Origin of the sequence: Maridesulfovibrio pacificus (SeqCode), from assembly GCF_048612815.1 — a bacterium.
Lineage (GTDB): Bacteria > Desulfobacterota > Desulfovibrionia > Desulfovibrionales > Desulfovibrionaceae > Maridesulfovibrio > Maridesulfovibrio pacificus.
Window position 1 is genome coordinate 707,612 of sequence record NZ_JBLZNE010000001.1, and the last position, 24,579, is coordinate 732,190.

20 protein-coding genes are annotated in these 24,579 nt (G+C 48.4%); 12 read left to right on the forward strand and 8 right to left on the reverse strand.

What is annotated here, in order from left to right; all coding sequences use genetic code 11:
• Window positions 1-35: 35 nt before the first annotated feature.
• Window positions 36-1,247: an aminopeptidase gene (locus tag ACNI23_RS03455; RefSeq protein ID WP_420246800.1), complete on the reverse strand. Its 1,212-nt coding sequence runs from the start codon at window positions 1,245-1,247 to the stop codon at window positions 36-38.
• Window positions 1,248-1,536: 289 nt separating this feature from the next.
• Between ACNI23_RS03455 and ACNI23_RS03460 the strand changes: the two genes are divergently transcribed.
• Both ACNI23_RS03460 and feoB read left to right on the forward strand, forming a co-directional pair.
• Window positions 1,537-1,770, forward strand: coding sequence for a FeoA family protein (locus tag ACNI23_RS03460; protein WP_420246802.1), 234 nt, complete (start codon window positions 1,537-1,539; stop codon window positions 1,768-1,770).
• Window positions 1,771-1,773: 3 nt separating this feature from the next.
• Window positions 1,774-3,954 (forward strand): ferrous iron transport protein B, encoded by a 2,181-nt coding sequence (gene feoB, locus ACNI23_RS03465; RefSeq protein ID WP_420246804.1) that lies wholly within the window; start codon window positions 1,774-1,776, stop codon window positions 3,952-3,954.
• 164 nt (window positions 3,955-4,118) lie between these two features.
• Here the strand turns inward: feoB and ACNI23_RS03470 are convergent, their stop codons facing one another.
• The 5 genes from ACNI23_RS03470 to ACNI23_RS03490 form a co-directional block, all read right to left on the reverse strand.
• Entirely contained in the window at window positions 4,119-4,289 is a 171-nt protein-coding gene (locus tag ACNI23_RS03470; protein ID WP_420246805.1) for a transcriptional regulator, read from the reverse strand.
• Between the two features lie 150 nt (window positions 4,290-4,439).
• On the reverse strand, window positions 4,440-5,888 hold the full coding sequence (locus ACNI23_RS03475; RefSeq protein ID WP_420246807.1) for a flavin monoamine oxidase family protein: 1,449 nt from the start codon (window positions 5,886-5,888) through the stop codon (window positions 4,440-4,442).
• A gap of 249 nt (window positions 5,889-6,137) precedes the next feature.
• On the reverse strand, window positions 6,138-8,759 hold the full coding sequence (gene clpB / locus ACNI23_RS03480) for an ATP-dependent chaperone ClpB (RefSeq protein ID WP_420246809.1): 2,622 nt from the start codon (window positions 8,757-8,759) through the stop codon (window positions 6,138-6,140).
• A gap of 188 nt (window positions 8,760-8,947) precedes the next feature.
• Window positions 8,948-9,262 (reverse strand): chaperone modulator CbpM, encoded by a 315-nt coding sequence (locus ACNI23_RS03485; protein ID WP_420246810.1) that lies wholly within the window; start codon window positions 9,260-9,262, stop codon window positions 8,948-8,950.
• A 12-nt stretch (window positions 9,263-9,274) separates the two neighbouring features.
• Entirely contained in the window at window positions 9,275-10,270 is a 996-nt protein-coding gene (locus ACNI23_RS03490; protein WP_420246811.1) for a DnaJ C-terminal domain-containing protein, read from the reverse strand.
• Between the two features lie 347 nt (window positions 10,271-10,617).
• Here ACNI23_RS03490 and ACNI23_RS03495 point away from each other — a divergent pair, with 347 nt between their 5' ends.
• On the forward strand, window positions 10,618-11,868 hold the full coding sequence (locus ACNI23_RS03495) for an HD-GYP domain-containing protein (protein ID WP_420246813.1): 1,251 nt from the start codon (window positions 10,618-10,620) through the stop codon (window positions 11,866-11,868).
• Between the two features lie 42 nt (window positions 11,869-11,910).
• Here the strand turns inward: ACNI23_RS03495 and ACNI23_RS03500 are convergent, their stop codons facing one another.
• Together ACNI23_RS03500 and coaE are read right to left on the reverse strand one after the other, a co-directional pair.
• The gene (locus tag ACNI23_RS03500; RefSeq protein ID WP_420246815.1) at window positions 11,911-12,642 is read right to left on the reverse strand and encodes a rhomboid family intramembrane serine protease; all 732 of its coding nucleotides are present in this window, start codon (window positions 12,640-12,642) and stop codon (window positions 11,911-11,913) included.
• A gap of 357 nt (window positions 12,643-12,999) precedes the next feature.
• Window positions 13,000-14,649, reverse strand: coding sequence for a dephospho-CoA kinase (gene coaE, locus ACNI23_RS03505; protein ID WP_420246817.1), 1,650 nt, complete (start codon window positions 14,647-14,649; stop codon window positions 13,000-13,002).
• Window positions 14,650-14,846: 197 nt separating this feature from the next.
• On the opposite strand from coaE, the gene upp reads away from it, so the two are divergent.
• The 9 genes from upp to leuB all read left to right on the forward strand — a co-directional run bounded on the left by upp (window position 14,847) and on the right by leuB (window position 24,411).
• Window positions 14,847-15,473, forward strand: a complete 627-nt coding sequence (gene upp / locus ACNI23_RS03510; RefSeq protein ID WP_015851457.1) for a uracil phosphoribosyltransferase — start codon at window positions 14,847-14,849, stop codon at window positions 15,471-15,473.
• Window positions 15,474-15,534: 61 nt separating this feature from the next.
• Complete coding sequence (locus ACNI23_RS03515; RefSeq protein ID WP_420246819.1) at window positions 15,535-16,788, forward strand: uracil-xanthine permease family protein; 1,254 nt, start codon at window positions 15,535-15,537, stop codon at window positions 16,786-16,788.
• Between the two features lie 191 nt (window positions 16,789-16,979).
• Window positions 16,980-18,062, forward strand: coding sequence for a tRNA 2-thiouridine(34) synthase MnmA (gene mnmA, locus ACNI23_RS03520; RefSeq protein WP_420246821.1), 1,083 nt, complete (start codon window positions 16,980-16,982; stop codon window positions 18,060-18,062).
• A gap of 18 nt (window positions 18,063-18,080) precedes the next feature.
• Window positions 18,081-18,662, forward strand: coding sequence for a GNAT family N-acetyltransferase (locus ACNI23_RS03525; protein ID WP_420246823.1), 582 nt, complete (start codon window positions 18,081-18,083; stop codon window positions 18,660-18,662).
• A 261-nt stretch (window positions 18,663-18,923) separates the two neighbouring features.
• Entirely contained in the window at window positions 18,924-19,691 is a 768-nt protein-coding gene (pssA, locus tag ACNI23_RS03530; RefSeq protein WP_420246825.1) for a CDP-diacylglycerol--serine O-phosphatidyltransferase, read from the forward strand.
• A 173-nt stretch (window positions 19,692-19,864) separates the two neighbouring features.
• Window positions 19,865-21,412, forward strand: a complete 1,548-nt coding sequence (locus ACNI23_RS03535; RefSeq protein WP_420246827.1) for a 2-isopropylmalate synthase — start codon at window positions 19,865-19,867, stop codon at window positions 21,410-21,412.
• Window positions 21,405-22,664, forward strand: a complete 1,260-nt coding sequence (gene leuC / locus ACNI23_RS03540) for a 3-isopropylmalate dehydratase large subunit (protein ID WP_420246829.1) — start codon at window positions 21,405-21,407, stop codon at window positions 22,662-22,664. The genes ACNI23_RS03535 and leuC overlap by 8 nt, the downstream gene beginning before the upstream one ends.
• Window positions 22,665-22,682: 18 nt before the next feature.
• The gene (locus ACNI23_RS03545; RefSeq protein ID WP_420246830.1) at window positions 22,683-23,177 is read left to right on the forward strand and encodes a 3-isopropylmalate dehydratase small subunit; all 495 of its coding nucleotides are present in this window, start codon (window positions 22,683-22,685) and stop codon (window positions 23,175-23,177) included.
• Between the two features lie 166 nt (window positions 23,178-23,343).
• Window positions 23,344-24,411: a 3-isopropylmalate dehydrogenase gene (gene leuB, locus ACNI23_RS03550; protein WP_420246831.1), complete on the forward strand. Its 1,068-nt coding sequence runs from the start codon at window positions 23,344-23,346 to the stop codon at window positions 24,409-24,411.
• Window positions 24,412-24,579: the final 168 nt, after the last annotated feature.

Sequence of the window (24,579 nt, forward strand, 5' to 3'; positions counted from 1 at the left end):
GGATCAAAGGGAACTTTTTTTAAATTCATGCATTTTTAAGGCATTTTGAACCGTCCGCCCTCGTAAATAGTCACTTTTTTGCCATCGGCAAGGCTTGCGGTAACAATTTTTTCTTCAGTGTTCACAAGATCCCAATGAATGGAAGAAGTATTGAAGCCCAGCGAATCCATCATCATTTTATCGAGAATTTCAGGAGGACCTGCAAATGTTTCGCTTAAGGACTGACCCAACGCGATGTGGCAGCTGCCTTGCTCTCCACCAAAATTTTCATCAAGAATGGTCTGGGCCATGAAATGATCGACCCGTGAGATGGATGCATCGGTCAAAGAGAATTCACCGACCCTGCGTGCTCCGCCGTCTGCCCGGAGCTGATCAAGGATGAATTTTTCCCCGCCCATGGCCTTTACGTGCATTGCAATACCATCCATGAATTCGATCTGCACGCCATAGGTGGCTTTATCCATATATAAAGAAGGGAGGTCGGCGTAGTATATGCCGTTCACGGTCCGGCAGTCAGGAGACACGTAGATCTCATATCCGGGAATGTTCTCTCCGGCGGCTCCCTGCCAGCGTCTGTTTTCTCCGGGTGAGAAAAATAGGTCGCAAAGCTCCGATTGCATATGGATCGTTTTGATATTCAGCGAAGTAAGCCACTTGGCTATCTCGTTGGTACGATCAGAAATTTTCTGCCATTCGCGGGCTGGATCTGGCATATTCAGGTAACAGGCCCGCATGAGTCGGGTGGTGTAATCCTCAAGTGAAAGACCGGATTTTGCCGCCAAAGCTGCGGTGGGGTAGGCACACTCAGTCCAAGCCAGCTTGCCGTGCAGTTTGCGTTTCTCAATTGATTGGCGGAAGGAACGCGAACCATTCCGGTTTTCCATTATCGAACGAGGGTCAACCTCGGTCATGGCTTCCACTTCTTCCGGGGCGTGAATGCGGATAACGCCTGATGCGCTCGAGTAAAGATCCTCTTTGCCCGGAGGATGAAAAGTAAGCTGACCATAGCTGGAATTGATGTACAATTCAGCTTTCATGGCCGGAGTCAGTCCGGTTTCCATGACTGGATGTAAATGTTTTTCAATGAGCAGCGCAAAAAGTGCTTCAGCAAGAGGCGTTGCCAGATAGTCATATTTAATAATGATGATATCTTTGTTTTTTAAGCCATCTGATTTTTGGCTGTCTAAAGCCCAGAGCAGGACTTTGGCGTATTGGCGCAGATCTTCGTAGGAGAGTAATTTTTTCATGTAGAAGTATGAATGGTTAGAGTGGTAGTTTATTTTGGCAGTGTAAATGTTCCGTCCAATCTTTTCTACAATTAAAAATGATTATAGCTGATTGACTTACTGTGTTGCATACTTAATTGGTGTGAAATTAAACATGTCAAACTTTTCACATTAAAATTGTAGGGTTTGAGATTGACTTTCAATCATCTGCGTGCCTATGAAACTCATTTCTCGCAGTACTCCAATAGACTGCGTGTTGTTGAAAATGCTATTCATATTCATGTACATCGATATATAGTAGAGGGGAGTTATGTCCGTATCACTTAGAACAATGAGAAAAGACCAGAAAGGTGTTGTCGTTGCAGTCAATGCCAGTGGTGAACTTGGCCGCCGTATTCGTGATATGGGGCTTGTTCCCGGTACTGAATTCATGGTCGTGGGCCGTGCGCCTCTCAAAGATCCTGTTGCTCTGCGCATGAAAGGGTTTACTTTGACCCTGCGCAACAATGAAGCTGATTTCATAGTGGTTCAGCCGGAGGATTAGTTCATGGGTAAGGAATATTTTGTAGCTGTTTCAGGCCAGCCAAACTGTGGAAAGAGTACTATGTTCAATGCCCTGACCGGAGCAACGGCTCGGGTGGGGAACTATCCGGGAATTACCGTTGATCGTACTGAAGGGCGTTATTGTACTCCGGAATTCTGTGCTAATCTGGTTGATTTGCCCGGTACATACTCGCTTACTTCTTACTCCATGGAAGAGGTTGTTGCCCGTGATGTGATTGTTGATGAAAAGCCCGATGTGGTCATCAACATGCTCGACGCGACCTCTCTCGAACGTTCTCTTTATCTTGCTGTTCAGTTTATGGAAATCGGTGTGCCTGTTGTTCTCGGACTGAACATGATGGACGAGGTTCGTAAGAAAGGCATCCGCATCGACACTGAAAAGCTTTCCGAACTCATGGGTGTTCCTGTCATCGAGTGCATTGCCCGCAGGGGAGTGGGTAAAGACGAGCTCATGGCGTCTGTCCAGAAGGTCGTTGAAAAAACTCAGGGAAAGTGGAGTCCGGTAAATATTTCATATGGTCACGACCTTGATCCGGTTATTGAAGAGATGACTGCTTTGATCAAGGAAAATGAATTCATGACAGACCGCTATGATCCGCATTGGCTGGCGGTCAAATATCTGGAAGAAGATGAAATTGTCATGAAGAATGGTAGTAAGGCCGGACCGCTAGCCGAACAGCTGGAAGAAAAGGTTAAGACTGTCTCCGAACATATCCAGAAAACCCTGAACACCTATCCCGAGGCAGTGCTTGCCGACTATCGTTACGGTTTCATTAACTCCATCCTTAAGCAGGGTGTTATCAGCCGTGAAGATGACCTTCGTTTTGATTTTTCAGACAAGATCGACCTTGTGCTGACTCATAAATTTCTTGGTCCGGTAATCATGCTTCTGATCATGTACGGCATGTTCTACATTACTTTTAATGTAGGTGCTGTGCCGCAAGGCTGGGTTGAAGACGCTTTCGCGTGGTTCTCCAGTACCGTAGGATCGTTTTTGCCGGATGGACTGCTCAAGTCCATGATCACTTCCGGCGTTATTGATGGCGTTGGCGCGGTCATGGGGTTTACGCCGCTGATTTTGATCATGTTCGCCATGCTCGTTTTTCTGGAAGATCTTGGTTATATGGCCCGTGTTTCATACATGGTTGACCGTGTGTTCCGTTCCTTCGGGCTGCACGGTATGTCGATTATGCCCTTCATTATGTCCGGCGGTCTTCCGGGCGGTTGTGCTGTTCCCGGGGTAATGACCTGCCGAACTTTGCGCAGTCCCAAGGAACGTATCGCCACCATCCTGACCGCTCCGTTCATGATCTGCGGTGCGAAGACCACCGCATACCTTATGCTTGTCCGTGCATTTTACCCGGACAATGCGACTACGGTCATGTTTTGTCTGGTGTTGGTTTCTTGGCTGCTGGCCCTTTGTTTCGGGCGGCTGTTGCGTTGGACCGCTCTCAGGGGTGAGTCCACTCCTTTTGTTATGGAATTACCGCCATACCGTATTCCGACTTTGCACGGGATTGCCATTCACACTTGGGATCGTGTCTGGGAATACGTGAAGAAAGCTGGTACCGTAATTCTTGCCATTTCCGTTCTTATGTGGGCCTTGATGACCTTTCCGCAGCTTCCTGCTGAACGTGTTGCAGCTTTCGAAGCTCAGCGTGTTCAGGTTGCAGAGCAGAGTGCTGCATGGACCGGCACTGCTGAGGAAAAAGAAACCAAGGCAGCGCAGGCTCTTGCTGAAATCAGCTACAATGAAGGTGAGGCAGCCCTTAAATATTCCTATGCAGGCCGTCTCAGTGAGGCTATATCTCCGGTGACAGACGTAGCCGGATTTCCGTGGCAGGCTAATATCGCTTTCATAGGCGCATTTGCAGCCAAGGAAGTCTTTGTTTCCACCATGTCCACAGCTTACTCTCTTGGAGAGGAAGATCCGGAAGAGCCTCTTTCTCTTACTGAGAAAATTGCTGCGGATAAGGCATGGACCACTCCGGTCATCTGGTCGGTGTTTATCTTCTTGATGGTTTATGTGCCGTGCATGGTTACTGTGGCGGTTATCGCCCGTGAAACCAACTGGAAATGGGCGACATTCTCAGTTTTCGGGTCGCTGGCTTTCGGTTACACGCTGTCCGTGATTATTTATCAGGTTGGGAATTTGTTGATTTAGAGAGTGCCTCCGGGCGTTACCAAAAATTAAGGCCGCAATATCATATAAGATATTGCGGCTTTTTTGTGTGCTATGAATAGCAAAAGGCGGACTGTTCGGGTGGGATCGAACATTCCGCCTTTTTACTTGGGGTGTGAGTGGTATAATGAGGCTATTTAAATATCTTAAAGAGGTTCGTAGTAGCAGCGTTTGGGGCTGTGAACTTTTCCTGCTTCTCTGAGAGCCTTAATGGCTTTAGAAACTTCTTTGGATTCTTCGCCGATGGCTTTTGCGACATCACCGGGACGAACGGGCTTACCTGCATCTTTCATTGCTTCGAGAACTTTATCTTGCATTTATTAATCTCCTTAATTGCTGTTGATAATTATTACTAAATAATAAGTAAGCTCTTGTCAACAAACTTTAATATTTTTGCTTTTAACCAATTCTAGGATAGCTGGTTATTAGAAAAGGGCCTGATGCGTACATGCAGGCCCTTGAGTCTGTTAATCGTTTAGTTCTTCTAAAATTCTTTCCGCTGCCAACCTTCCAGAATCACATGCTGATTCAAATGTAGGGTAGAGTGTCCAGTCTCCGGCAAAGAACAAGCTTCCATTTCCTTGCGAATTCAGTTTAGCGAGGTTCATAAGTGTTCCCGGTTCCATTACCGGGTATGCATGGGTAAAGCGATGAATGTCGTATCCGGTCATCTTGGCTTTGCTTCCCGGGAATACTTTTTCAAGGTCTTTGAAAACCCGGTCGACAATTTCAGTGTCGCTTAACTTGAGGATGGAATTATCTTTAAAGCTTTTGGGCGCGATGTAAGCGGAGTTGATATAGATATTTTTGGGTGCCTTGGGGTCCTTATGCCTTTGCACCCAAGTGGAATCATAAAAATCAGTGAAGAAAAAATCCGGTGGCATTGCGAGATCAAAACTCTTGGTAAAAATTGGTTCTGAGAAGAATAATGCACACGTAACATAAGGAGCGTATTTAATATTATTAACTACTTTGGATTGTTCTTCCGGGATAACCTTACTCGCGATCTTTGCTGCAATTGGAGCAGGTACGGCGATAACAACTATATCGGCTTCAACTATTATTTCATTTCCACCGGAAAGGTAATGCACGGTGTAGCCACCTTCAGCGTTACGTTCAATCGAAGTTACGGTACTGCTAGTCCGCACTGCGGGGCCAAGGTGCTTGGCAATGCTTTTACTGACTTCCGCAATTCCTGTGCGGAAGGAGAAGGCAGATTCATCGCCGTTTCGTATTGGAAGTCCTTCCTCATCTTCAAGTTCAGACGGGTCAAAACCTTCAAAATCAAAAGCGACTTCTTCAAATAAGCTCAGGGCTGAAATTTCATCGAGATTAGCGCCGAACAGTCCCATGGCAGTCACATTGTATTTATCCTTATACGATTGCGGAATTTCATTTTTATCCATCCACTGCGCTGCTGTCATAGCATCAAGGTTTTGAAGGTCTTTGTTTTTTGAAAAAATACCTTCCTGTCTAGATTCCTGAAACTCTTCAAATAGCGCATATTGATTCATTATCAGTCGGTGGAAACGTTTTAAACCTCTTAATCCTCCTTTCCGTGTCAGGAGTTTAAGCATCCCGGAGAAACCGTAATGGATTTTACCGTCCGTCCATATTGCATCCATTGGAGGAACTATGGGCAGCAACGTCATATTCAAGCCATCAACTATGTTTTTTAATGCTCCATAAGGAACTCCTACGTATTCAGTCCCTTTAGCGTACCAATAGCCATCCCGGTATCCCGAAATAGACCTACCGCCCACTTCCGGTTGTTTTTCCAGAACCAGAACATCTCGCCCCGGCAGGTGATAGGCTGTACTGAGTCCAGCTATGCCGCCGCCGACAATTACGATTTCATGATATTCAGGTTCATCGTCCTCGGCATAGGCACAAGGAGCGGGCTGTATGCTTATCATCGCAGCAAATAGTATCAGAATGACTATTAGGAGTTTAGGATACACAATGTTGCTAAAGTCTTTTGATTGCATTTTCTGGCCTCGTTATGAAAGTCACTTGTTGTCTTTTTGCCCGCTTGTACGTTCTATGCTCGTGATAGAGGTGGCCTCGATTTTATGAAATTAAGTTAAATCTATGTCAGTACGCAACAAAAAAAGAGCCGCAAGCAATTATGCTTGCGGCTCTTTGAACTTGTCGTTTTATTTAAATTAATCAGTCATAAATTCCAAACCATCATCTCCGGCATCAATATTGATAGTCTGTTCCTCACGAAGATCGCCACTGATGATCTTTTTGGCCAGTGGAGTTTCCACATGGGATTGCAGGTATCTGCGCAGCGGTCTTGCCCCATAGATAGGATCGTAGGACGCATGGGCGATGAATGCCTTGGCTTTGTCTGTGACTTCCATAGACATTTTCTGTTCTTCCAGTCGCGCACGCAGTCCTGCAAGTTGCAGGTCTACGATCTTGACAAGGTCTTTTTCAAGCAGCGGCTTGAAGAGCACTGTTTCGTCAACGCGGTTCAGGAATTCGGGCCTGAAATGTCCGCGTAGAACGTTCATTACACCGTCCTGAACACCATCCTTGAATTCTCCGTTTGCTTCGATTCCTTCAAGCATGAGCTGAGAACCGAGGTTTGAGGTCATGATGATGATGGTGTTCTTGCAATCCACGGTGCGGCCTTGTGAATCGGTGATCCGGCCGTCATCGAGGATTTGCAGCAAAACGTTGAACACATCGCTGTGCGCTTTTTCGATTTCATCAAAGAGCACTACGGAATAGGGCTTACGGCGGATGGCTTCGGTAAGCTGACCGCCTTCGTCGTAGCCAATGTAGCCCGGAGGGGCTCCGATGAGCCGTGCGACCGCATGTTTTTCCATGTATTCGGACATGTCCATGCGCACGATGTTTTCTTCACTGTCAAAGAGCGCTTCAGCAAGAGCCTTGCAAAGCTCGGTTTTACCGACCCCGGTGGGTCCGAGGAAGATAAATGAGCCGATGGGCCGCGAAGGATCTTTCAATCCGGCACGGGCGCGCAGGACCGCTTCGGATACCGCACGGACCGCATCATCCTGACCGATTACCCGGTCATGAAGGATTTCTTCGAGGCGGAGCAGTTTTTCTCGCTCACCTTCCACAAGTCGGGTGACCGGTATTCCGGTCCAGCGGGAGATGATCCCTGCAATATCATCCGGGCCGACAAATTCTTTAAGCAGACGTTTGCTGTCCGCAGTTACTTTGTCATCTTCTCCTTCGATGTCGTTGGAGATAGCTGCCAGCTGACTTTCCAGACCGGGCAGCACTGAGTAAGTCAACTCAGATGCGCGGCCGAGGTCGCCTTTACGCTGGGCTTCTTCAATATCTATTCTGGTCTTTTCGATCTGCGCCTTGAGGTCGCGTACAGTATCAATTGACCCTTTTTCTTTTTCCCATTGTTCAACCAGCTCGGACTGTTTGATCTTCATCTCGGTGAGGCTGTCTTCCAGTTTGGAAAGACGTTCACGGGATGCGGCATCGTCTTCTTTACGCAGTGCTTCGCGTTCAATTTCAGCCTGCATGATCTGGCGGTTGACCTTATCCAGTTCGTATGGCTGGGAGTCAATTTCCGTCCTGATCATGGCGGCTGCTTCATCAATTAAGTCGATGGCTTTATCAGGCAGCTGGCGGTCAGTGATATATCTGGCGGAGAGACTCGCAGCTTCCACCAGCGCGCTGTCACTGATACGCACACCGTGGTGCACTTCAAAGCGCTCTTTTAACCCGCGCAGGATTGAGATGGTGTCCTCAATTGTCGGTTCCTCAACCAGAATAGTCTGGAAACGGCGTTCGAGGGCCGGGTCTTTCTCAATGTATTTGCGGTATTCGTCAGTGGTGGTCGCGCCGATGCAGTGCAGCTCACCACGGGCCAGCATAGGCTTGAGAAGGTTTCCGGCATCCATTGCGCCGTCAGTCTTACCTGCGCCGACAATGGTGTGAATTTCATCAATAAAGATGATGATCCGGCCTTCGGATTCCTGAACTTCCTTGAGTACGGCCTTGAGGCGTTCCTCAAATTCTCCGCGATATTTGGCACCGGCAATGAGCGCACCCATATCGAGCATGAACACGGTTTTGTCTTTTAACCCTTCGGGCACGTCTTGTTTGACGATGCGTTGGGCCAGACCTTCGATGATGGCGGTTTTACCGACCCCGGCCTCACCAATGAGGATGGGGTTGTTCTTAGTTCTACGGGACAGGATGCGGATAACGCGCCGGATTTCGGAATCTCGGCCGATGACCGGATCAAGCTTGCCTTTGCGTGCTTCTTCCACCAGATCGCGTCCGTATTTCTTGAGCGCATCGTAGGTGGCTTCGGGGTTATCGGTGGTCACGCGCTGGTTGCCGCGGATGGAGGTCATTGCTTCCAGCACTTTGTCTTTGGTCAGACCGAAAGCTTTGTTTACCTTACCCGCTCCGGTGGAGCCGTGTTCATCCATGATGGCGAGGAAAAGGTGTTCCACGCTGATGAATTCGTCCTGCATACGCTGGGCGATTTCTTCAGAGGCCACAATAATTCTGTTCAGCCGCTGGGTAACAAATACCTGACCGGGCTGAGCGCCGGGACCGCTGACCCTAGGCAGTTTGCGGATCTCATCCTCTACAGCCTTTTTATAGTCTGCGGGATCAATAGATGATTTTTCGAGAATTTTGGAAACAATCCCTTTCTCCTGCTCAATGAGAGCGAGGAGGAGGTGTTCCACTTCTATCTGCTGCTGACCGTTTTTAACAGCCAGAGATTGTGCCGCAGCAATTGCGTCGTTGGTTTTCTGTGTGAATTTGTTCGGATCCATATATAGTCTCCTTTGCTTTATCTTAATTGACTTGCATTCAGATTCACAACTCTTTTCAACCCGCTTGGGTGAACTTTGGACGCACCTTTACTGTCCTTCAGGGAGAGAGGGGAGCCCTCCCCCTGAAGTAATCCGGCGTATTAGGCAGGAGTTTGAATCTATTTTTAAACTCGCAAGTCATTGCGGTTTTAAATTAACTTTTTCATTTCTTCGATTTGCGACTCAAGTTTTTCGACCCTTTCGAGCAGGTCTACGATGATAGAGCCGCCTGTGGGGGTTACATCAAGGTCCTTGCAGAGCCTTGATAGCTTGGTCATGCGATAGAGATCGCGTGTTTCAAAGAGATAATGTCCGTCCCCGGTAGTTCCGGGGCGCACCCATTCCATGCTGATCAGTTCCATTACCACGGTTTCTTTCAGCCCGGTCATTTCCATGACCTGAGTGATAACCAGCCGTTTGGAACTGGAAGGAGGCTGCGCTTCGGTCCTTTCTTTAATGTTCATTGCGGGCCTCCTTTAGAATGAGCGGGGTGAGAAGTCGGACTTTGCAGCCAGTTCTTCCCAGAGTTTTTTAATTTCGTCTGTTTCGGCTTTGGGCACTTGAATCATGATGCGCACAAACTGGTCGCCTTTCTTGGCTCCTGTGCCAAGTCCGCGTCCCTTGATGCGCAGCTTTTTACCGCTTCCAAGCCCTGCGGGAATGTTCATTTCAACCATTCCGTCAAGGGTGGGCAGCTTGAATTTCCCGCCAAGCGCCGCTTCCCAGGGGGCGAGATGCAGGTCGAGGATGACGTTGCTTTCTTCGACCTTGAAATCCTTGTGCGCTGCAAGCTTGACCTTAAGGTACAGGTCGCCGCGCGGTCCGTCATGCGGGCCGGGTGATCCCTGACCGGAAAGGCGGATTTTCTGACCTTCCTTAATCCCAGCGGGAATCTTAACATCCAGAGTCTTGGACTGCACCATGGGATGCCCGCCCGGGCCAGTTGCTCTTTCCTGTACTGTTACGGATTTAGGTCCGCCTTTGTAAGCTTCCTCAAGGGTCAGCAGCAGGGTGGTTTCGGAATTTTCGCCTTTGCGAGGACGCTGCTGATGGAATCCTCCACCGCCAAAGCCCTGCGAGCCGCCGAATCCGCTACCGCTGAAGCTTGCGCCTCCGCCGCCAAAAATTGTTTCAAAAAAATCGCTGAAATCACCGCCGCCAGCACCGCCGAATCCTCCGAATCCGCCACCGCCGCCGAAGTTCATGTTCTCATAGCCCGGAGGCGGACGGAAATTCTGCCCGTGCTCCCAGTCCGCGCCGAACTGGTCGTACATTTTCCGCTTTTCGGGGTCCTTAAGAACTTCGTAAGCTTCGTTGATTTCCTTAAACTTCGTTTCAGCTTCCGCATTGTCCGGGTTCAAGTCCGGGTGGTATTGCCGTGCCAGCTTTTTGAAAGCCTTGGCAATCTCATCCTTGCTTGCGGACCGGGAAACTCCCAGAAGTTTGTAGTAGTCCTTATATTTCACGCTCATCTTGTAATTACTCCTTGAGTGGTTGGGCGATCAGTCTCTGTCCGCCACTCTACCAGAATAAATCAGAGTTTGAGCAAGTCAAGCGTAATAATTGAAATTTAGGTGAGAGTGATGGGTAAAACGTTTGAAATGGTTAACGCTAATGCATCGAGCAGCCTTATCGAGAGAATTCTGCGTGTCATGATAATTTTCAATGTGGATGTTGTTTTGAAGTATGTTGTGAGAAACATACGAGAATGCTATCCTAAATAATATGTGTCTAAGCGGTTTGCCGGGGCCTTTGGTCCGGGCTTTAATTTCTGGGGTACGAACTTGTGCCGGTAGTTATAATTTTCGGGGAGATGGATGTGGATAATCAGTCGGAAGTTTCAGTAGATCTCAGACAGATGGTGCTGGCTATTGAGAATACAGTAAGTCTGGTGGGGATGAATGATACCGCTCATGGCAAGCGGGTCGGTTATATTGCAATGCAGATCGCCAATCGGCTGGGTTTTTCTGATAAGGAAAAACAGTATGTTTTTGATCTTGGATTATTGCATGATTGCGGTGTGTCCTCAGATACCGTGCATGGATATCTCGCTAATCAGTTCGATTGGGAGAATTCCGGTGAACACTGTGTTATAGGGCATAGGTTGTTGAAGGGGTTTAAGCCTCTTTCGAAAATGGCGACACATATTTTGTGTCATCACACTCCATGGCCGGAATTACGAGACATCGATATTCCTGAGAATGACAAGCTACTTGCAAACCTTATTTTTCTTGCAGATCGTGTGGACGTAACAGCCGCCTCGTCTTATGGACCGAATATTCTTTTTCATACTGATAATATTGTTAGCAGTATTGTCTCCAAGCAGGATACTTATTTTGATCCGAGACTTGTTGAAGCCTTTATTCATATCTCTAAGCCGGAAGCATTTTGGCTTTCGTTGGAAAATCGTCACATTGACAGATTTGCTTGGGATATGGGGACGCATGGCGAGTATGAACGGTTATGCATTTCTGATTTGAAAAAACTGGCCCAGATATTTTCGTATATTGTCGATCAGAAAAGCCCGTTTACAGTGCAGCATTCAGATGGGGTTGCTGCTCTGGCTCGCCATATAGCGCAATTGCTTCATCTTCCTGATGATGTAGTCGATAAAATTGAAGTTGCCGCTTACCTGCATGATATAGGTAAGCTCCATATCCCGGATCATATTCTTGAAAAACCAGGCCCCTTGTCTGCGAAGGAAAGATCAATCATAAATCAGCATAGTTATGAGACTTATGAAATATTGAGAGCAATAGATGGTCTTGGTGATATTGCGAAATGGGCTGCCTATCATCATGAAAACTGTGAAGGAACCGGATATCCCTTTCATCCTTCTGAAGAGGATTTATCTGTTCCTGCCAGAATTATAGCGGTCTCAGACGTATTTCAGGCATTGGTTCAGGATAGGCCTTATCGTAAAGGCATGACGTTGGAGAATGTAGCAAGAATTTTAAGTGAAATGCGCGATTCAGGAAAGCTGGATAAGGAAATCGTAGCCGTGGCTCTTGCAGATGCCGAAAGGTGTTTTGATGTCGCACGTATGCCACGATCTGCCTTACCTAATTAGTCGAGGAGTTGTGCTCAATAGAGTTGTAATTTTTAATTTTGATTAAAAATCCTCCGGCAACTCATAATCTTTTTTCTCCGGCACATAACAATAAACACAACGATCCTTCTTCACAAAGAATCGAATCAAGATCACTCCGGCGATAAATCCGCCGATGTGGGCGGCCCATGCGACTTTTTGTGTACCTTCGGCAAAATGTTCGGATACACCGGAAAATACTTGAATCAGGAACCAGATTCCCAAGAATAATGATGCCGGAATTTTAAAGAAAAACGGGATGATGATTACAGGAAATAAAGTCAAAACCTGTCCGTGAGGATAGAGCAGCATATATGCTCCCATGATTCCGGCTACCGCGCCGGAGGCACCGATTACGGGCGCACTGGCAGAGGGGTTTATTATCATCTGTACTGCGATGGCTATGATCCCGCAGACCAGATAAAACAAGATGAACCGTCCATGCCCCATGGCATCTTCGATGTTGTCGGCGAAAATCCAGAGCATCCATAAATTTAAAATGATGTGCAGCCATCCGCTGTGCAGGAACATATAAGTGAATAACGGCAGTATCCCGGAATCAGGATATCCGGCGGCTACTGCCCATTCTGGATTGAAAAATCTTGCCGGAACGACGCCCAGCAGGTGGAAAAGTGCCAGCCGTCCCTGCGGGGTCAGCATCTGTTCAAACACAAAAACAATGACATTTACGATCATGATTCCGCGCAGCACGTACGGCGTGATCAGGCAGGGGACGTTGTCGCGGATTGGGATCATGGGGTTAGCCTTTGTTGGAGCTTGAGATTTATGAATTTAAATTAAAGCTTAACAGAAAAGTATTTTGATCTCTATGGGGATAATCCCACAAAAAAACGACCCCCGCTACATAAATGCAGCGGGGGCGTGACGAGATTGAGTTGGTAGGTAAACTAGGGGTACTCACTCCCTAAACACTAAACCTGATGCCGAAAGCGGGGTTGGACCTTGCGTAGAATTCTTTTATGTATAATGGACTTGCATCCTAACAATTACGTTGTGTTCATTCTTCCGACTACGGCCCTGACCACACGCCTCAAGTCTTACTTATAAAATAACACATAGAGCGGGTAAGTCAATACTCACAAGTTCGAAAACCTAGCTTTCATCAGGCATGAACAGCTTTTTGAGGTGGTTTTCGAATGATGTTTCCTTGTCCTTGCGCAGGCCAGCCAGAATTTCGAGAATCCGGTTTGTTTCCGAATCAAGTTTAGCCAGATCGGCATCATTTTCTATGATAGCGGTGCAGCAATCCATTTTGGATTTTTCATCCCACTGCCACGAATCGAAAACTGCAAGTATTTCAGGGTCAATTTTACGTTTCTCACGTAATTCACCTGTACGCTTAGCTTCAGGAGTGCGCACTCCGATTACAGCATCAACCAGCTTTTGGGTATGCCAGCCGCCTTCCAGCAGCAGAGGAACCTCCGCTACAGCCAGCGGCTCATTGGTGTTGGCTTTGAAAAATTCACTTACATCGTGCTGCACAATGGGATGCACTATATTCATGACTTCCCGGCGCAGGTCGTCATTTTCGCGCATGGCGGTGAAGAGTTCTGTCTTGTCAATGTTGCCGGTTTCGTTGTCTATGAAACGGTTGCCGAATCTTTGGCGCATCAGTTCCCATCCCGCTCCGTCCTTTTCATAGGAACGGGCTACGGATTCATCCGCGCTGAAGGTGGGAATGTTCTTGTCAGCAAGGACCTTAAGTACTGCGGATTTGCCACCGCAGGGCATGCCGATCAAACCGACACGTTGTACTGATTTATCAAGAGCCTTGAGCATGGTGATGAAATCTTCGGGCGGTGCTTGGGTGAAACTCAGCTCTTCTTCGGAATCAGGGTGAGTGAATGAGAGAGAGTAGGCATGCAGCATCTGACGTTTAGCAAGTTTGGCCAGCTGGGGCTCTTCCTGCTCCCATATGGAGTGCGGCATAGAACCGTATACCAGATCGCCTACCAGCGGATGGCCGATGTGGGCCATGTGGACCCTGATCTGGTGGGTGCGTCCGGTGAAAATTTTTACCTTAACAAGACTGGCTCGTCCGGCTGGATCGGACCAGAGTACTTTATATTCGGAGCGGGCATCGCGTCCTCCTTTGAGGACTACCGCCATTTTGGTTTTATGCACCGGATGCCTGCCCATGGGCTGGTCAATTTCACCGAACTCCCGTGCAGGGACGCCATGCACGATTGCAAGATAGGCCTTGTTAACCTCACGATCTGCAAAGGAGGTGGACATGGCAAGACGGTCATGTTCGTTCAAGGCTACGGTAATGAGGCCGGATGTAAACTTGTCCAGACGGTGCACAATCCCGGGCCGCCATTCGTCCATATCCCGGATTTCAGGAAAGTGGTGAATCATGCGGTGAACGAGTGTCCCGGTAGGGCAGCTGGGTGCTGGGTGAGTGGTCAGTCCTGCCGGTTTGTTGATTACTGCGATCTTTCCATCATTATATATAATTTCAAGTGGCAGGTCTTCGGGGACCAGCGAAGTCAGTTCAGCTTCCCCTTTGAGGGTAAGCTCTTCGTTTCCCATCAATTTCTGGTTCGGCTTTTTGCAGACCTTGCCGTTTATTTCAGCAAATCCGGCCTTGATCCAGTCTTTTACCTTACCGCGCGAAATTCCTTCTTCTTCCAGAGCGGTTCCCCAGAATTTGTCCAACCGGGTATTACTGTCGGAGAATTCTGCAGTTTTTGTCCAGAGAAGCTGGGACTCATTTTCTTGAAAATCTTCGTTATTGCACATGTAATTTATTCCATATTGGGTTATATTCGTATTCAGTACTTGGATGCTTATTAGTAATTTTCAGTTATGCCAAGTGGATAAGGCTTAACCGGAGAATAATTCAAAATCTGCTTGACTGTCAAAGCTGTGTCTTATAGAAACACGAAGTTTTGACTTTTCGGATTTTATAACAAATAACATGGGATCAAGGAGGCACCGTGGCGGTACATGTGGTAGACCATCCTTTGGTAAGACACAAGCTCGGCATTCTCCGTGAAGACGGCATCAGCACAAGTCGTTTTCGCGCACTGGCTCAGGAAATTTCCAGACTGCTTACTTATGAAGCAACCAAAGACCTCGCAACCGAAGCTAAAACCATTACTGGTTGGGCTGGTGAAGTTGAGGTTGAGGAAATCAAGGGTAAAAAAATCACCGTAGTTCCTATTCTTAGGGCCGGCCTCGGTATGATGGACGGCGTTCTGGACATGGTTCCCGGTGCCCGTGTCAGTGTTGTCGGCTTTTACCGTGACGAAGAGACTTTGCAGCCTGTCGAATATTACGTCAAGCTTGCAAGTAACATTGATGAGCGTATCGCTCTTATTCTTGACCCCATGCTCGCGACCGGCGGAACCCTGATGGCAACAATCGATCTTCTCAAGAAGTCCGGTTGCACCAATATTAAAGGTTTGTTCCTCGTAGCTGCTCCCGAAGGGATTGAGAAAATTGTTAAAGCTCATCCGGACGTGGATATTTACACGGCGTCCATCGATGAAAAACTCAACGATGCAGGATACATTCTCCCCGGTCTCGGAGACGCGGGCGATAAGATATTCGGCACTAAGTAAATGTTTTTAAAGGCACCAAATACGGTGCCTTTTTTTTGGAATAATTTTACGGAGATTACTAATGAGCATATCCAGTACTGACTATAATTTCAGGGCAAAAGACGTTGTCCTTGGCGCACAGATGCTTTTCGTCGCATTCGGTGCACTCGTCCTTGTCCCCCTGCTGACCGGGCTTGATCCCAACGTGGCCCTTTTTACCGCCGGCGCTGGTACACTGGTTTTTCAGGTTGTTACCAAGGGTAAAATTCCCGTATTTCTGGCATCCTCATTTGCTTTCATTGCGCCCATCATCTACGGCGTACAGACCTGGGGTATACCTTCCACCCTCTGTGGACTTGCCGCAGCAGGTTTTTTCTATGTAATACTCAGTTTTCTTATCCGTTGGCGCGGTACCGATATCCTGAAGCGTGTTCTGCCTCCGATCGTAACCGGTCCGGTCATCATGGTTATCGGGCTGATCCTTGCTCCGGTCGCAGTTTTCATGGCTGTGGGTAAAACAGGTGATGGCTCTGTTGTGCTGGTTCCCGAAAAGACTGCACTGATTGTCTCCATGGTTTCTCTCTCTGTTACCGTTGTCGTGTCCTTGTTCGGTAAGGGCTGGCTCAAGCTGATTCCCATTCTTTGCGGTATCGCAGCAGGTTATGCTGTTTCACTTTTTCTCGGTCTGGTTAACTTTGACGCTGTTGCAGCTGCTCCCTGGCTTGCAATTCCCAACTTTACCGCACCTGAATGGAACCTTGAAGCCGTGCTTTTCATCGTTCCGGTGGCAATCGCTCCGGCAATTGAACACTTCGGTGATGTTCTTGCCATCAGTTCCGTTGCCAACAAGGATTACGTGAAAGAACCCGGTATACAGAACACCATGCTTGGTGACGGTCTGGCTACCTCTCTTGCTGCTTTCCTCGGCGGACCTCCGAACACCACTTATTCTGAGGTTACCGGCGCAGTTGCTCTGATCAAGGTTTTCAACCCCGCAATCATGACTTGGGCTGCAATTGTTGCCATGGCCCTCGCTTTCTGCGGTAAGGTCGGTGCCTTCCTTTCCACCATTCCCGTTCCGGTAATGGGTGGTATTATGGTCCTGCTCTTCGGTGCGATTATGGTTGTCGGTATGAATACTCTTGTTCGTGCCGGCGATGATCTTATGGAAGCACGCAACCTCGCTATCGTTGCTCTGATTGTAATTTTCGGTGTGGGTGGCATGTCTCTGCCTACTCCTTTCAGCGATGAGTTCAGACTCGGCGGAATCGGCCTTGCCGGTATTCTCGGTGTCTTTTTGAACCTTGTCCTGCCGCAACCGAAAAAAGTAGAATAGCAATAAGCCGGAGTGGTCCGGCATTGTATAGGTTTGACTTGTGAGAGACTTGTCCGGAGACCCATCGGGGGTGTCCGGGCATTTCTCATTTTTTACTTGCTGGGATAAGAGCTGCTCTGTAGTTTGTAACCGGAACGAAATTTCACGGTTGATATACTGTTACAAACAATAAGTAATTTGTGGAGAATGTAATGGATACAGGGTTTAAATATCCTGAACTTAAAGATCTGGCAGCGGGGCGGAAGGTCGCCATGGCTGTCAGCGGTGGCGCGGACAGTCTATTGTCTACCGTTCTGCTTAAAGAGAGCGGAGCGGATATTGTGGCAGTCCACGGTTGTTTTCTGGGTAAGAAAAAGGCCGAAGTCGCTGTTGCCGGATTGGAGAAGAGATGTGCAGAGCTGGATGTGCCACTGCATGTTTTTGATCTCACTGCGGAGTTTGACCGTTTGGTGGTCGAGCCTTTTGTTCAGGAATATCTTAGGGGAAACACCCCAAATCCATGCGCTCTCTGCAACCCTGAAATCAAGTTTGGCGTACTTTATAAAGCTGCACAGGAACTTGGTTGCGATCTGCTCGGAACTGGGCATTACGTACGTATTGCCGAAGACGCGCGCTATGGTCGCGTGTTGGCCCGTGGTGCTGATATGGGCAAAGACCAGAGTTATTTTCTTTCCCTTGTACCGCGTGATTCAGTTTTGAATGCGATTTTCCCTCTTGGCGGTCACAGCAAGGATCAAACTTATGCCGAGCTGGAAAAGCGCGGTGTGGAGATTCCGCTGCCCTCAGAGAGTCAGGAGATTTGTTTTGTTCCTGATGATGATTACCGCCAGTTCTTGATTGATCGCAAGGTAAAGCTTCCCGGACCGGGGATAGCGGTTCTTTCTGATGGAACTAAGGTCGGTAAGCACAATGGGCTCTGGCGCTACACTCAAGGCCAGCGACGAGGATTGGGTATTTCATGGAAGGCTCCGCTTTATGTTCTGGATAAGGATATGAAACGTAATCTGCTTATCGTGGGGACCCGTGATGAGCTTGAAGCCGGGGGCTGTGTTGCTGACAGTTTCAACTTTCTGATTGATTTTGAACGCTGGCCGGAAACCGTCTACATCCAGACTCGCTACCGTCAGCGATCCAAGCCCGCAAGGGCCGTGCAGGTTGGCAGCAGCATAAAATTTGATTTCATTGAGCCGCATTCCCGGCCTACGCCGGGACAGATTGTGGCAGTATATACAGAAGAGGGCGCTGTGCTCGGAGGTGGTATCATCCGGGAATAGGCCCGGGAGATACGCGCCGTGTTTATCGAGACGCAGAGACTTATTTTAAGGCCCCTTAAGTTGGATGATGCCGGATTTCTTTCCGATATGATGAAAAATCCCGATGTTTATCGCTACATCCTAAAGCAGGAACCGTGGTCTGACGGCAAGATATGTTCTTTGCTGCAAAAACAGGAAGAATTATTCGCACGGCAGAGGTATTGCCTGTTTGGGGTTGCAATGAAGGGTAGTAGAGCATTAGCAGGTTATTGCGGAGTGCAACCCTTGGAAGGTTTTTCAGAATCGCTGCTCGGGCAGGTCGGTATCAGCTGGGTGTTTCAAAAAAATTACTGGGGAGCAGGACTTGCTACGGAATCAGCCTCAGCCTTTTTAGATTATGCTTACCGCAAAACAAATCTTCAGGGTATAAAAGCCCTCATTCACCCGGCTAATCGTGGCTCCATGCGTGTGGCTTCCAAGCTGGGGTTTGAGTTTGATGATCTGGTCTTTCGTAACGGGAGGTTGCGGATAATGTATTCACTTTTGAAAGAAAAGTATTCTAGCGAATCATTTGTTTTCAGTGGGCACAGCGTGGGCTGCCTACAGCCCGTATTGGCTTAATTCTCTTGGGCGGGTGTTCAGTTTTTAAGGGGCTTGTTTAGGTCTGGTAAGGACTAAGCTTGTTTTGCGGTCTGATACTGATATATAAATAATTTACAAATATCGGGTTGACCTTTGTCTGACAGGGGAGTATTAACTGTTTCCAGAAAGCGGTTACAGGCATGTTGCCAACCGAACATTTTGACCCTAACGGGTTAGGTAAAGTTAAAAACTAATACGATTCTACTGGAATTTATTTTTAAATCAGTTTAAGTGTTACTCATGGCAAAGGAAAAAAGAATACCGAAGCACAAGGGCGTATACATTCTGCCCAACCTCCTCACCGTGGCGAGCCTGTTTTGTGGGTTCCTCGCGATGAACTGGGTTGTGGAAGGTGCATACGAGATGAGTGCTGTAGCCATTCTGGTGAGCTGTCTCTTTGACGGTCTCGACGGAAAGGTTGCTCGGTTGACCGGAACCAGCAGTGAATTCGGCGTACAGCTCGATTCTCTCGCTGATGCGGTCGCTTTCGGTGTTACTCCTGCGTTCATGGTATATCACTGGCAACTTCACCAGTTCGGAAGACTGGGTATGCTGGCAGCTTTCTTATTGATGGCTTGCGGTGTGCTCAGACTCGCTCGTTTCAATGTTCAGGCTGGAACAACCTCCAAAGCCCATTTTATTGGTCTGCCCATTCCTGCGGCAGGCTGTACCTTGTCGACTCTGATCCTGTTCACCCCTTATCTCCCTGAGACTCTTGCTCAGAGTGTACTGCCTATGTTCACTCTGGTGCTTGTATATTGCCTCGCATTTCTGATGGTGAGTACCGTCCGCTATAATTCTTTCAAAGAATTTGGTGTATTCAAAGCTCACCCCTTCAGCTCCATGGTTACCGTTATTGCGCTCTTTACCATGGTCGCATCTCAGCCCAAATTTCTGGGTTTCGTGATCTTTGCCGGTTATATTATTTCCGGTCCTATTTATACTATTTTTATTCTATCCCGCAGAAGCAATAAGCTACTAGGAAAGTCCTCCAAAGAATTGTCATAAGCTTTTCCCAAGGTAGTTCTACAACTACACCCAGAACAAGCTTATACGGTACCAAAATTCTTTCGGGGACGGTAAATTACTCAGTAGTTTAACCTGTTTCACTGTTTTATTCCCCCTTTTTATTATACACTGCAAATATTCTGTACTTGCAGCTTCATTCTGGAGATAGATAAATGTCTGATAAAGTATACATTTTCGATACTACATTGCGTGATGGCGAGCAGTCCCCCGGTGCAACCATGAACATGGGTGAAAAAATCACCATGGCGCGGCAGCTGGAAAAGCTCGGCGTAGACATCATTGAAGCCGGTTTCCCTGCAGCAAGTCAGGGTGACTTTGAAGCCGTAACCGCGATCGCTAAATCCGTAGGCGATATTCAGGTTGCAGGGCTCTGCCGGGCGCTGAAAGCAGATATTGACCGCGCTTTTGATGCGGTCAAACATGCTAAAAACCCCAGAATTCATACCTTTGTTGCTACTTCCGATATCCACATGAAGCACAAGTTCAACAAGGAACCGGATGAGATTCTGGAAATGGCTCGCAAGGCTGTACGTCATGCTGTATCGCTGACTCCCAATGTTGAATTTTCTGCTGAAGATGCTTCCCGCTCACGCTGGGATTTTCTCGCACAGGTTGTAGAGGTCGCCATTGCAGAGGGGGCAACCACCATCAACATCCCTGATACTGTTGGTTATGCCCAGCCCGAAGAGTTCGGTAAATTGATCGAGTACCTGATCAAAGAAGTGCCGAACAGCGACAAGGCTATCTTCAGCGTTCATTGCCACAACGATCTCGGTCTGGCCTGTGCCAACACTTTGGCTGCTATCAAGGCCGGTGCCCGTCAGGCAGAGGTTACGCTCTCCGGTATCGGTGAGCGTGCTGGTAATGCTGCTTTGGAAGAAGTGATTATGGCCCTGCATACCCGCAAGGACTACTATGATGTAGAAACTTCGATTCTCACCGAACAATTGTTCCCCTCCTGCCGTAGATTGGCGACAACCATCGGTCAGCCCATCTCCCCGTATAAGGCTATTGTAGGTGCTAACGCATTTGCTCACGAGTCCGGCATTCATCAGGACGGCATGCTCAAGAATCGCCAGACCTATGAGATCATGACTCCTGAATCCATAGGCAAGAAGGGCACTTCCATTGTTATTGGTAAACATTCAGGTCGTAACGCTCTGGGGTCAAAGCTCAACGAAATGGGCTACCAACTGGATGATAAGCAGATCGGACGTGTATTTGCGGCGGTTAAGGCGCTGGCTGATAAGAAAGAAGAAATTTTTGATGAGGACGTTGAAGCACTCGTTCTGGAAGAGGCATATCGTATCCATGATTTGTACCGGGTAAAGGAACTCTCTGTGTTCTCCGGTACTGCAGGAGTTTCCCCGCACGCAGCAATCGTACTGGAAGATTTCAGCAAGGATAAGGAAAATCCTGTGGTAATTCAGGAAGTCGGCTTCGGTGACGGTCCTATCAACGCGGTGTTCTCAACCATCAACAAGATGGTGAATAGATCACCTAAACTGGAACTTTATTCCGTAAACGCAGTTACCGGCGGTACTGATGCGCAGGGTGCGGTTACGGTCCATATTACTGACAACGGTTTTAAATCAATCGGGCGCGGTTCTGACGAAGACATCATCGTCGCCAGTGCCAAGGCGTACATCAACGCAATTAACAGGGCTGAACGCATGAAACAGGAGAAAAATAATGCCTAAAACTTTAGCTGAGAAAATTTTACAGGCTCATACCGACGAAACAGTGAAAGAGCCGGGCCAGATTGTCCGCTGCAATGTTTCCATGGTGCTGGCCAACGACATTACCGCCCCTCTTGCCATTAAATCTTTCAGGGCCATGGGCGCGGATCAGGTCTTTGACAAGGATAAGGTTGCTCTTGTTTGTGACCACTTCACGCCCAACAAAGACATTGATTCTGCTGAGCAGGTTAAGGTTGTTCGCGAGTTCGCCCATGAGAAAAACATTACTCATTACTATGAGGGCGGCGAAGTAGGTGTTGAACACGCACTGCTGCCCGAACTGGGCCTTGTCGGTCCTTCCGATATCGTAATCGGTGCCGACTCCCACACCTGTACTTATGGCGGCCTCGGCGCATTTGCTACCGGAATGGGCTCCACCGACATCGCAGGTGGTATGGCTCTGGGTGAAACCTGGTTCAAGGTTCCTCCGACTATTAAAGTTGAGATCGAAGGTACTCCCGGTAAGTACTTGGGTGCCAAGGATTACATCCTTAATCTCATCGGTACCATCGGCGTATCCGGTGCTCTCTATAAGGCTCTCGAATTCAGCGGTTCCGTTGTAGATAATCTCTCTATCGAAGGCCGCATGACCATCGCCAACATGGCAATTGAAGCTGGCGGTAAAGTCGGCCTGTTCCCGGTTGACGCTAAGACCCTCGAATACTGCAAGGCTGCAGGCCGTACCGGCGATGTGGAAATGCGTGCAGACGAAGGTGCTAACTACGAGCGCGTGGTCAAGATTGATGTAACCGGCATGAAACCTCAGGTTGCCTGCCCGCATCTTCCTGATAATGTTAAGCCTGTTGACGAAGTCAAGGACATGAGAATTCATCAGGCCGTAATTGGTTCCTGCACCAACGGTCGCATCGAAGACCTGCGTGAAGCCGCAGCGATCCTTAAAGGTCGCAAGGCAGATAAGAACGTGCGTCTGATCGTGCTGCCCGCTACTCCGAACATCTGGAAGCAGGCACTGCGTGAAGGTCTGATCGAAACCTTTATGGAATCCGGCGCAATCGTTGGTCCCGCAACCTGCGGTCCCTGTCTCGGCGGTCACATGGGTATTCTTGCTGGCGGTGAAAGAGCAATTGCCACCACCAACCGTAACTTCAAAGGTCGTATGGGCAGCCTCGAGAGTGAAGTTTTCCTCTCCAGTCCCGCAGTAGCAGCAGCGTCTGCAATCACTGGTATCATCACTGACCCCGAAGCCTTATAAGAATAGGAGAATTTAAATATGTCTATCAAAGGAACAGCACATAGAGTCGGGGCACATATCGATACAGATGCTATCATCCCGGCCCGTTTTCTGGTTACCACCGATCCTGATGAACTCGGTGCTAACTGCATGGAAGGGCTTGAAGCAGGTTGGATTAAGCGCGTTAAAAAGAATGACATCATGGTTGCCGACGAAAACTTCGGCTGCGGTTCTTCTCGTGAGCACGCTCCTATCTCCATTCTTGGTGCCGGTATTCCGGTCGTAGTTGCTAAAAGCTTCGCCCGTATTTTTTACCGCAATGGCTTCAACATGGGCCTCATTCTCCTCGAAGTTGGTGATGATTTTGAAAAGCTCGGCGATGGCGATCAGCTCGAAGTTGATGCCGAAAACGGCAAAATCAAGAACGTGACCACTGGTGAAACTATCACCTGTGCTCCGGTACCCCCGTTCATGAAGGGCATCCTCGACTGCGGTGGGCTGGTAGAATACGTCAAAGATCGTCTCTCTAAATAGATTTTGATGCTAGACAGGTCGTAAAATGAGCGACTTCGGCCCCCGGCAGCGAAGCTTATTACAAGTTTTTGAAGAGTCCAGAGAAACTTTTTCCAAAAAGTTTCTTTGGCCGCCGGAGGCGAAATCAATATAAATAGCGCGTAGCGCATCACATAGGAATTTCAAAATGAAAATATGCATAATGCCCGGTGATGGTATCGGGCCGGAAATCATGGAACAGGGCGTTAAGGTTCTGAACGTAATCGGCGAAAAATTCGGTCACAAATTTGAAACCACCGAAGCTCTTATCGGCGGCGCAGCCATCGACGCAACCGGTGTACCTCTTCCTGACGAGACCGTTAAGGCCTGTAAAGAGTCTGACGCAGTTCTTCTCGGCGCAGTAGGCGGTCCGAAATGGGATACCATTGATCCCGCAATCCGTCCTGAAAGAGGTCTTCTCGGTATCCGTAAGGAGCTCTCCCTGTTTGCCAACCTGCGTCCTGCAGCATTATTCCCGCAGCTTAAAGATGCATGTTTTCTGCGTCCCGATATCGTTGAAAAGGGCATTGACATCATGGTTGTGCGCGAACTGACCGGTGGTATTTACTTCGGTGAACCTCGTGGTACAAAGGTAGAGAACGGCGAACGCATGGGCTACAACACCATGGTTTATTACGAGCACGAAGTAAAACGTATTGCCAAGGTTGCTTTCGAAGCTGCCCAGAAGCGTAACAAGAAACTTTGCTCCGTAGATAAAGCTAACGTTCTGGATGTTTCCCGTGTATGGCGTGAAATCGTCATTGAAGTTTCCAAGGATTACCCCGATGTTGAGCTGACTCACATGTATGTTGATAACGCTGCAATGCAGCTGGTGCGTGATCCTTCCCAGTTCGATGTTATCGTGACCGGTAACCTGTTCGGCGATATCCTTTCCGACGAAGCTTCCGTTATCACCGGTTCCATCGGTATGCTGCCTTCAGCATCCCTCGGCGCGTCCAATCCCGGCCTGTACGAGCCTATTCACGGTTCCGCACCGGATATCGCAGGTGAGAACAAAGCCAACCCGCTGGCTACCATCCTCTCCATCGCTATGATGCTGCGCTACTCCTTCAATATGGCTGAAGAAGCTGATTGCATCGAAGCCGCAGTTGAAAAGACCCTTTCCGAAGGACTGCGTACTGGTGATATCATGGATGTGGGCGGTAAGCTCGTAGGCTGCACCGAAATGGGTGAAGCCGTAATTAAGAATTTGTAAGATTGCCTCCGGCGTCTGGGGAAGGGGAAACTCTTGCAAGAGTTTCCCCTTCCCCAGACCCCATCCCCTTCAGAACCTTTTAACAAGCTTCGCATATATTTTTTAACGGCTGTCTTCGATTGAAGGGCAGCTCATCATTTGGCAGACTGGTCTTGTTGGGACTGGGCT

Bases quoted from the DNA above. Each gene is read 5' to 3' on its own strand.
- ACNI23_RS03455 (WP_420246800.1), bottom strand. From the start codon at position 1,247: ATGAAAAAATTACTCTCCTACGAAGATCTGCGCCAATACGCCAAAGTC.
- ACNI23_RS03460 (WP_420246802.1), top strand. From the start codon at position 1,537: ATGTCCGTATCACTTAGAACAATGAGAAAAGACCAGAAAGGTGTTGTC.
- feoB (WP_420246804.1), top strand. From the start codon at position 1,774: ATGGGTAAGGAATATTTTGTAGCTGTTTCAGGCCAGCCAAACTGTGGA.
- ACNI23_RS03470 (WP_420246805.1), bottom strand. From the start codon at position 4,289: ATGCAAGATAAAGTTCTCGAAGCAATGAAAGATGCAGGTAAGCCCGTT.
- ACNI23_RS03475 (WP_420246807.1), bottom strand. From the start codon at position 5,888: ATGATAAGCATACAGCCCGCTCCTTGTGCCTATGCCGAGGACGATGAA.
- clpB (WP_420246809.1), bottom strand. From the start codon at position 8,759: ATGGATCCGAACAAATTCACACAGAAAACCAACGACGCAATTGCTGCG.
- ACNI23_RS03485 (WP_420246810.1), bottom strand. From the start codon at position 9,262: ATGAACATTAAAGAAAGGACCGAAGCGCAGCCTCCTTCCAGTTCCAAA.
- ACNI23_RS03490 (WP_420246811.1), bottom strand. From the start codon at position 10,270: ATGAGCGTGAAATATAAGGACTACTACAAACTTCTGGGAGTTTCCCGG.
- ACNI23_RS03500 (WP_420246815.1), bottom strand. From the start codon at position 12,642: ATGATCCCAATCCGCGACAACGTCCCCTGCCTGATCACGCCGTACGTG.
- coaE (WP_420246817.1), bottom strand. From the start codon at position 14,649: ATGTGCAATAACGAAGATTTTCAAGAAAATGAGTCCCAGCTTCTCTGG.
- ACNI23_RS03515 (WP_420246819.1), top strand. From the start codon at position 15,535: ATGAGCATATCCAGTACTGACTATAATTTCAGGGCAAAAGACGTTGTC.
- mnmA (WP_420246821.1), top strand. From the start codon at position 16,980: ATGGATACAGGGTTTAAATATCCTGAACTTAAAGATCTGGCAGCGGGG.
- pssA (WP_420246825.1), top strand. From the start codon at position 18,924: ATGGCAAAGGAAAAAAGAATACCGAAGCACAAGGGCGTATACATTCTG.
- ACNI23_RS03535 (WP_420246827.1), top strand. From the start codon at position 19,865: ATGTCTGATAAAGTATACATTTTCGATACTACATTGCGTGATGGCGAG.
- leuC (WP_420246829.1), top strand. From the start codon at position 21,405: ATGCCTAAAACTTTAGCTGAGAAAATTTTACAGGCTCATACCGACGAA.
- ACNI23_RS03545 (WP_420246830.1), top strand. From the start codon at position 22,683: ATGTCTATCAAAGGAACAGCACATAGAGTCGGGGCACATATCGATACA.
- leuB (WP_420246831.1), top strand. From the start codon at position 23,344: ATGAAAATATGCATAATGCCCGGTGATGGTATCGGGCCGGAAATCATG.